Origin of the sequence: Microbacterium sp. BF1 (genome assembly GCF_019279095.1) — a bacterium.
Taxonomy (GTDB): Bacteria; Actinomycetota; Actinomycetes; order Actinomycetales; family Microbacteriaceae; genus Microbacterium; species Microbacterium maritypicum.
Map to the genome: position 1 here is coordinate 1 of NZ_JAGYWT010000072.1, position 8,081 is coordinate 8,081.

Annotated in this window: 10 protein-coding genes and 1 pseudogene; 5 read left to right on the forward strand and 6 right to left on the reverse strand. The window is 64.2% G+C overall.

Going from position 1 to position 8,081, the window contains the following annotated elements; all coding sequences use genetic code 11:
• Window positions 1-502 precede the first annotated feature (502 nt).
• Both KZA10_RS04330 and KZA10_RS04335 read left to right on the forward strand, forming a co-directional pair.
• Entirely contained in the window at window positions 503-682 is a 180-nt protein-coding gene (locus KZA10_RS04330) for a hypothetical protein (protein ID WP_141388300.1), read from the forward strand.
• 93 nt (window positions 683-775) lie between these two features.
• Window positions 776-943: a TetR family transcriptional regulator gene (locus tag KZA10_RS04335; protein ID WP_141388298.1), complete on the forward strand. Its 168-nt coding sequence runs from the start codon at window positions 776-778 to the stop codon at window positions 941-943.
• A 233-nt stretch (window positions 944-1,176) separates the two neighbouring features.
• On the opposite strand, the gene KZA10_RS04340 is transcribed toward KZA10_RS04335, so the two are convergent.
• The gene (locus tag KZA10_RS04340) at window positions 1,177-2,118 is read right to left on the reverse strand and encodes a GlxA family transcriptional regulator (RefSeq protein WP_218682267.1); all 942 of its coding nucleotides are present in this window, start codon (window positions 2,116-2,118) and stop codon (window positions 1,177-1,179) included.
• Window positions 2,119-2,225: 107 nt separating this feature from the next.
• On the opposite strand from KZA10_RS04340, the gene KZA10_RS04345 reads away from it, so the two are divergent.
• Window positions 2,226-2,537 carry a putative quinol monooxygenase gene (locus KZA10_RS04345; protein ID WP_033107114.1) on the forward strand — a complete coding sequence of 104 codons (312 nt, stop codon included), beginning with the start codon at window positions 2,226-2,228 and terminating at the stop codon, window positions 2,535-2,537.
• Between the two features lie 629 nt (window positions 2,538-3,166).
• Here KZA10_RS04345 and KZA10_RS04350 read toward each other — a convergent pair.
• Window positions 3,167-3,808, reverse strand: coding sequence for a GntR family transcriptional regulator (locus KZA10_RS04350; protein WP_218682268.1), 642 nt, complete (start codon window positions 3,806-3,808; stop codon window positions 3,167-3,169).
• A gap of 247 nt (window positions 3,809-4,055) precedes the next feature.
• On the opposite strand from KZA10_RS04350, the gene KZA10_RS17710 reads away from it, so the two are divergent.
• Window positions 4,056-4,238, forward strand: coding sequence for a hypothetical protein (locus KZA10_RS17710; RefSeq protein WP_256934405.1), 183 nt, complete (start codon window positions 4,056-4,058; stop codon window positions 4,236-4,238).
• 32 nt (window positions 4,239-4,270) lie between these two features.
• On the opposite strand, the gene KZA10_RS04360 is transcribed toward KZA10_RS17710, so the two are convergent.
• From KZA10_RS04360 to KZA10_RS04375, 4 genes are all read right to left on the reverse strand, one after another.
• The gene (locus KZA10_RS04360; RefSeq protein ID WP_218682269.1) at window positions 4,271-5,368 is read right to left on the reverse strand and encodes a YihY/virulence factor BrkB family protein; all 1,098 of its coding nucleotides are present in this window, start codon (window positions 5,366-5,368) and stop codon (window positions 4,271-4,273) included.
• A gap of 62 nt (window positions 5,369-5,430) precedes the next feature.
• Window positions 5,431-5,994, reverse strand: coding sequence for a DUF3618 domain-containing protein (locus tag KZA10_RS04365; protein WP_218682270.1), 564 nt, complete (start codon window positions 5,992-5,994; stop codon window positions 5,431-5,433).
• The gene (locus KZA10_RS04370) at window positions 5,991-6,404 is read right to left on the reverse strand and encodes a phage holin family protein (RefSeq protein WP_046746438.1); all 414 of its coding nucleotides are present in this window, start codon (window positions 6,402-6,404) and stop codon (window positions 5,991-5,993) included. Before KZA10_RS04370 ends, KZA10_RS04365 begins: the two co-directional genes overlap by 4 nt.
• Window positions 6,382-7,077 (reverse strand): hypothetical protein, encoded by a 696-nt coding sequence (locus tag KZA10_RS04375; protein ID WP_218682271.1) that lies wholly within the window; start codon window positions 7,075-7,077, stop codon window positions 6,382-6,384. Before KZA10_RS04375 ends, KZA10_RS04370 begins: the two co-directional genes overlap by 23 nt.
• 208 nt (window positions 7,078-7,285) lie before the next feature.
• On the opposite strand from KZA10_RS04375, the pseudogene KZA10_RS04380 reads away from it, so the two are divergent.
• A pseudogene (locus KZA10_RS04380) lies at window positions 7,286-8,081 on the forward strand (excinuclease ABC subunit A); the annotation flags it as partial.

The following is an 8,081-nucleotide window of genomic DNA, read 5'->3' on the forward strand; positions in this document are numbered from 1 at the left end:
ACCACAAACGACGGCGCAATACTGGTCTTCGACGACAGTGGGTTGACCGCAATAGACAACTAGACGCGACGGAGATTTCTCCAAGAGAACGGCGCTCACCACCCCAGGTCCGCCGAAAGTGCCCGCCGTTAGCAGGTTTCGACAGACCATAGCGGCGGGCCTTCGAGCGCCGACCAACTACGTCTGCCACAAACGATCGTTTACGGCGCACCCTTCGACTCTGCTCACCAGGTTGTTAACCGCGACGGTATTCGTCATGGATTTCGTTGGGGCACTGTGCGTGCGATCTGGACGGGCCGGCGCTGGCGGCACCTCCATGACGCATCCAACGATCGATGAGTGCACCGCTCAGTGGCCTGCCCTGCGATGACATGACGGGGCGTTTCGCAGTCCAGGTTGCGCAGCGGCCAATGACGGAGCGAGCACGTCATTGTCATCCCATTCACCCCGTGGGGCGGTACGCTTACTTTCTCCCAACGCACGCGACAGAAATGGTGATCTGATGACTGAAGAGAGCAACACCTCGACGTCCGATAACTATCCTGACGGCATCGTCAAGCCTGGCGGGCTCGGCAAAGACAACACCATTCCGGCCGATCCCGACGGAGTAGCAGCAGGTTTCACCGGTTCCCCCTCTCACTTCAATGCCGAGGAAGATGAATCCGCCGAGAAAGAAAACTGAACGCCGTAGGCGCTAGGCCTCTACCCGCGCGTAGTTTTCGCTAGAAACCGAGCGCTAGTGCAGTGCTCGGCTGATCTGAGAAGAGACGATCGTATGGTCGACCGCGCTGAAACGAACGAACGTGCCCGTGCGCGAGCTCGTAAGAAAATCCTCGACGCTGCGATCGAGATCTTCGACGATCGCGGGGTCGCGGGCTCAAGCATCGAGCGAATCACGGACCGCGCCGGTGTCGCCCAGGGTTTGGCGGCTCTTCCCAGATGAGGGTGTAGGTCGGCCGGGAGCGTCGGTCCGCAGATAGACGTCGAGGTCTCCCGACGACGGCGACATCACAGCCACCCAACCCCGACCGTCCGGGAAGCCGGGGCACGTCACATGGGCTGTGCTGCGGGCGTGTCGAGTGGGTCGTCCAGGGGCGACGCAGGAGCGTCGACGCGACGTGCTGAGAGGTGGTTCCAGTCGAGCGCTAGGACACCGGCTACAGGCATGGCGATAGGTCAGGAACGGCGTCGCTCCCTGCGCAGGAGGGAGCGCAGAGTCTCGGCGTTTGCGTAGCCGACCCGTAGCGCGATCTCGGCGGAGGTGAAGTCCGTGGTTGCTGAGAGGTGCCGAGCTCGTTCGGTGCGAAGCCGTTGGACGAAGCCGAGCGGAGTGAGGTTGAGCGCCGCACGGACTCGTCGTTCGAGGGTGCGCCGGCTGGTGCCGAGCGACTGCGCGACGAAGGCGACGTTGAACGGTTCGTCCAGGCGGGCGCGCACGAAGCGTTCGAACTCGACGACGATCGGGTCCTCGTGCCGGAGATGTTCGTAGGCGACGAAGGCCGCCTGCGACGGGCGCTCGTCGATGATGAGGAGCTTGGCGACATGTTGGGCCAGGTCGGGGCTGATCGATCGCACGAGTGAGAGCGCGAGGTCGATGTGGGCGAACGCGGCGCCGGCGGTGACGAGGTTCCCGTCGACCACGACCATGGTGTCGAGATCGAGGGCGACGGTCGGATAGCGCTTCCGGAACTCCGGCCCCAGGAACCAGCTGGTCGTCGCCCGCCGATGATGCATCCGTCCTGTCTCGGCGACGGCGAACACGCCGGTGCACGCCGCGGCGATCCGGGTGGTCGCCTCGTCGAGGCGCCCGAGTGAGGCGATGACCGATCGAGCATCTCGGCTCTGGAGGGCGTCGTGGGTTGCGGAGGCCGTGAGGGTTCCAAGCGCAGGGACGACGACCACGTCGAACTCTCCGGACTCCGGCAGCGGGTGGTCCACCGACAGGGTCATCGATGCCGTCGTGGTCACTCGCCGTTTCGGTCCGAGGATGGCGAGTTCGATCGGGTCGATCCGCGGGTCGACATCGCCGCGGGCTCCGTCGGCCACCCGCACGATGTCGATGATCGACGCGATAGCCGAACCGAAGCAGCCGTCGATCGCGATCAGTCCGATACGCATGACGTAAACAATAGCAATACTGCCGTATACGCCACTACCCACCGGCCCTCGCTCGTCATACGCTGAACTCGTCCCACGAAGAACCCCGACGTCAAGGAGAGTCCCTCATGTCCACACCCGCATCACTTCCGTATGCCTTCGTTGCCAAGATCGTCGCGGCCGATGGACAGCACGACGCGGTCGCCGATCTGCTCGCCGGCGCTGTCGCACTCGCCAACGAAGAAGTAGGAACGATTGTCTGGTTCGCGGTCAGGACCCACGCCGACACCTTCTGGATCTTCGATGCATTCCCCGACGAGGCCGCTCGCGACGCCCACGCCAACGGCGCCATCGTCGCAGCCCTGATGGCCAACCAGCACCTCCTCGGCGCAGCACCCGAGATCCTGGCGGCCGACGTCCTCGCGTCCAAGCTCCCGTAGTCCGCCAACGCACGAGACGATCGGGCCCGCCGAGCCGGTCCGCACTTCTGTCGTTCGGCTGGGCATCGCCAGTTCCAGCTTCGCCGGTCTGACACATCGCAGGTGTGGCTCGAAGTAGGGGTGGTACGCCCCACCGGGCAGGCGTATGGTCCGGTGAGAGAATCCTTTCGGTGCCTGGGGGCATCTTCCGATGGTGTCCTCTGCTTCAGGTGGCTCCCACCGTGACGGTCGCGTCGTGATCTCCGGCGGGAGTCCTTTTCAACCGCCTGATCAAGGTCGCGTTCGTCGTCACCGACGACCGGATCTGGCCTCGAGCCGACGAGGGCACGGGGCGCCTCGCGCGAGGGAGGAGTCGCTGATACGAGGCGCCCCGAGTGACGCCGTTGCCCGCCGGTGTCACTACGTCCAGACGAGCCCCCCGGCGTCGTCTGGCAGATCCAGGATCCTCGCTCACGTCCTGTCCCGCAAGATGATTACGCTGCCGATGGCGAGTCACTCAAGTCTTCTCCACGATGCCGCCGATGACTGGGCGCAGATCGGCGGAGTCGCTGAAGAGTGCGCCCGCACGGGCCGGTTCGGGGCCACACATTCAATCGAGCCGGCAGTTCGGAAGCGGCTGTTCAGTTCCGCTACTTCAGCTGAAGCATCTTTCTGACAGCGCTGACCCCGGCGTTCGCATCTCTGGCGCGCATCGCGGATGCGAGCTCTTCCAGAGATTCGTGGGTGCTCACACGAGGGGTCCCGAGATACAGGTCGCGGAAGATGACGTACCAGAAATCGCTCAACATCAATCGGTAGAGATCGTTGAGTGCGTGGTCCGTCAGGAACGTGAACAGCTCAACGTGGGCTTCAATCCACCCGCGCCCCGTGATCGATGAGTCAATAGCACGGTGGATGAGATCGCAGGTGTGCGACAGGTCGGGTTCCGAGAGGCCGATCGCCGCTTCCCGGATGATCTCACTGCTCTGCTGCGCCGCGAACTCACGAGTAACTCGCGAGCGCTCCACGGTGATGTCAGTCACCATGGAGTACCGACTCGCATGCACCTCCATGAGGCCCGCCCGCGCAAGCCGCTGGATCGCCTCACGCACCGGGGTCCGAGTCACAGCGAGATCCGCCGCGATCGTCTTGTCGCTCAACCGCATTCCGGGTGCGTACGTGCCATCGGCGACTCGGGTGGCGAGTCGCCGGAAAAGCTCTTCAGCTCCCAGAACCCACTGCTCTTCAGCGACGGTCGGTTCTGTGACAACGGGCGCAGGTTCGATGACCATACGCGCAGTTTACGCAGCGCGATCGATCATCCTCAGGCATTTCCCTTGGTGGCGAGCCGTCATCCCGCGGCCCCTTGGCTGCGCCCTCCGCTTCGTAGCGTCGAGATGGTGAACACGTTCCTCAGCAAGCTTCTGGGGCACGGGTTTACCGACGCTCAAGCGGTCGATGCGTATCGGGCCTTCAGTAGCTTCCTGCTCGGCCAACTCTTGCTGGAGTCCGCGGTGCGGGGGGGCTGAGACGGCCCCTGTGGAAGAACCTCCCGACGAAGGCAACGCGGATATCCCCGAGCACGACGGCAGCGTCAGCTTGCAGGACGCGCCGGAGGTGCTCCGGCTACGGGCTCTTCTGAGCGAAGACCGCTCCGACGAGGAGTTCGAGGTATCACTAGAAGTACTCCTCGACCGCCTCGCCCGAGAGCTGACCCAATAGCCGCCACGTGAGTGTCTCGGGCCGCGCAACCGTCAGCGTTTTCTGAGGTTTCCTCGAGTGGTGGTGCTCTCGGTTGTGTCGTCGTCCGGGTCTGCGTTCTGCCGGATCTCACGGCCCTTCTCGACGTCCTCCTGTTCCTTCGCCGCGGCCTTGTCACTCTTGCGGGTATCGCGCGGCGGGAGTTGAATGTCCTTCTCCGCCGCGATGCCGGCCTGCAGTTGGCGGCCGCGCTCGAGCTCAGCGTCGAACTCCGCCCCAAAGAGTAGGGCGAGATTGGCGATCCACAGCCAGAGCAGGAAAATGATAATTCCTGCAAGGGAGCCATAGGTGCGGTCGTAGTTGGAGAAGTTGCCCACGTAGAACCCGAACGCTGCGGTGGCGATTGCCAGCACGATAATCGCCAAGAGCGCTCCCATGCTGATCCACCGGAATTTCGGCTGCTTCGCGTTTGGGGTGGCGTAGTAGAGGATCGCGACGACCAACACCACGATGAATATGAGCAACGGCCACTTGGCGATGGACCAGATCGTCTGGGGTACGTCGCCGATGCCGAGTGCGTCGCCGATCGCCTTGGTGACCGAGCCGGAGACGACAAGAATGATCGCGGCGATGACGAGCAGCACGATGGTGATGACGGTGACCAGCAGCTGGGCGGGCTTCAGCTTCCAGAACGGCCGGCCCTCTTCGATCTCGTAGATCCGGTTCATCGCGCGGCTGAACGCTCCCACGTAGCCGGATGCTGACCAGATGGCCAGCAGGATGCCGGTGATGAGAGCGAAACCGGCACCCGGAGACTCGGCGATCTGCTCGATCGGCCCGCGGATCGTGTCGACCGTGTCGCCGGGAGCGACCTGCTCGATGATGCCCAGCACCGCGTCGCTGGCGGCTTTACCCTGTCCGACGACACCCAGCAGCGAAAAGATCGCAATCAGGCCTGGGAAGAGCGAGAGCACCGCGTAGTAGGTCAGCGACGCGGCGATGTCCGTGCACTGGTCCGAAGAAAACTCGCGGATCGTCTTGCGCAGTACGTATTTCCAGGATCTCTTGTGCAGATCGTCTGGGGAATCCGGCTTTCCTGATGCTTCGGGGTCCGGGGCGTTGCGCGGGGTGGCGGGGGCTGTGCTGCTCATCGCGAGCTCCTTCGTAAAGGGGCGGGCCCGTCGTCTGACGGGCCCGCCCGATTCCTGCGTGTTCAGCTGTCGGAGATGTTCTCGCGAGCGTGCTGAGCCTGGTCCTTCACGTCGCCGGCCGCGCCCTGGACTTCGTCCTTAACGGTGGCGACGGACTCCTGCGCCGACGCCTTCACGGATTCGACCGACGCCTGCAGAGGCTCCTTCAGATGCTCGCCGACATCCTTCGCAGCATCGGTGACCTCGTCAACCAGCGGCTGCGCCTGCTCCTTCACGGTTGCAGCGAGGTCCTTCTCCTTCGATGACGCGGGGATCAGCGACGCCGCGAGCAGGCCGGCACCGAACGCGATCAGTCCGACCGCCAGCGGGTTCCCTTCTGCTTTGGCGACCGCGCGGTCCTTCAGATCTCCGGCGTGAGAGCCCGCATCCGACAGCGACGAGCCGGCGTCATCCGCGGCGCCCATCACACGCTCACGGACGGAGGTGAAGGCGCCACGGACCTTGTCGACCTGTCGGTCCACGATCTTCGACGGGGAGACCTTATCGGCCAGGGCGTCCACGTCCATGCCGAGGTCGTGGCGGGTCCGCTCGATGTCGGCGCGGATCTCGTCGGGTGAATCGCTCATCGGTTCTCCTCATTTCTCTTCAGCGTTTCGGGGATCTCTTTCAGGGTGTCCACGGTCTGCGGGACGCCCTTCACTTGCTTGATCTGGCTGCGCCCGACCAGGAACAGGATCAGGGCAATGACTGCCCACAGGACCGCGACGACAACGCCGGACCAGCCGCCGCCCATCAGTGTGCCCAGAGCCCACCACAGCGCGACGGACAGGAAGAACACCGCCATCAGTGCGCCGTAGCCGGCGGCACCCATCAGGCCCGCACCCTTGGCGGACTTCGTGGCCGAGTCCTTCAACTCTGCTTTGGCGAGGGCGACCTCCTGGCGCATCAGCGTCGAAATGTCACGGGACACTTCCCCGAGGAGATCTCCGATCGAGGTCGATGCGGCTTTCGCTTCAGACGGTGTCGGGTCGGTCATAGCCGTCCTCCCTCAGAAGGTCCGGACGGCTTGCTGCCGCCTGCGAGTACATGGGCGTGCCAGCGCCCGTGTCGTTCACCACGGGGACGGGCACGGACGGGTCAGGGTGCACCTGCGGAGGTGCCGGCACGGGAGCGGCGTCTTTATCGTCGGAAGCATTCGCGGCGAGGGCGCGGGTGAGGCGCCCCACAACGATGCCGCCGATCGCTGCGGCGAGGATGAACGTGCCGGGCTTGCGGCGTGCGTATCGCTTGACCTCTGTGAGCACAGAACCAGGGTCCCGGTCGCCGAGCCAGGTTGCGGCAGCAGACAAACGCCCCGACACCTGCTGGACCAGATCGCTGGCGACGCCACTGCCTTCCGAGTTAGTGGCCATGGAGCCGAGCTCGTCGCTGACAGAGCGAAGACCACCGGCAAGACGCTGTTGCTGGGTGTTCGCCTGCTCCGACAGCTCCCGCTGCGTCTGCGCATACAGATCCTTCGCCTGCGTCTTCGCCTCCCCCACGACGGTCGCAGCCTCATCCTTGGCGGTGCCAAGAACGTCCTTCGCCTGAGTCGCCGCCGTGTCCTTCAGGTCTGTGGCTTCCTGCTTGACAGCATCCACCTTGCCCGAAGGACCGGGGGCGTTCACGCCCGAGCCGCTCGGGCTGGACGTCTCATAGTTGTCCGACATTAGTGCTCCTCTCGCGGACCGACCGAACAGTCGGTGGAACCCGTTCTAAACCGTCTCCCCCGCCTCGGTCAGGACCCTTGCTCCGAACAGACTTACGGTGTATTCAGGCCGAGCACAGAACTGCCGCACACCGCGCCGTTATTGGTGTGTAACCCTTTCCGCAGGTCGCAGGCCGTCCGACCTTTCCGTACGTTGCTAACATTCGACCATGGTTGAATCCGCTGCGTTCGTGACGCCGAAGCTCTCCGTGCAGCCCGACGTTCGCGTTCTCGGCGCCCGAGAACACAATCTGCAGGATGTCGACCTCACGGTGCCGCGCGATGCAACGGTCGTCTTCACCGGTGTGTCCGGCTCGGGAAAGTCCTCGCTGGCGTTCGGGACGCTGTACGCCGAGTCGCAGCGACGCTATTTGGAATCGGTCGCACCATACGCCCGCCGCCTGATCGATCAGGCGGGAGTGCCCGATGTCGACTCGATCACGGGGATGCCGCCTGCGGTCGCCCTGCAGCAGCAGCGCGGTGGAGGGAATGCCCGATCGACCGTGGGTAGCATCACCACGTTGTCGAGCTTGGTGCGGATGCTGTACTCGAGGGTCGGGGACTATCCGGATGGGCAGCCGATGTTGTATGCGGAGGACTTCTCCGCGAACACGGTCCAAGGGGCCTGCTCGGAATGCCACGGCATCGGCCGCGTGTACGCGGTGAACGAGCAGCAGATGGTCCCTGACCCCTCGCTCACCATCCGCGAACGCGCCATCGCTTCCTGGCCGACCGCGTGGCACGGCCACCAGCTGCGTGACGTGCTGGTTGCGCTCGGTTACGACGTCGATGTGCCGTGGTGGGACCTGCCGAAAAAAGACAGGGACTGGATCCTGTATACCGATGAGACCCCCTTCGTTCCGGTCCACTCCCGGCTCACCCTCTCTGAGTCCAAAGCTGCGATCGAAGCAGGCGTGGAGCCGAGCTACTCGGGCACATTCGTCGGAGCTCGCCGGTACATTCTGG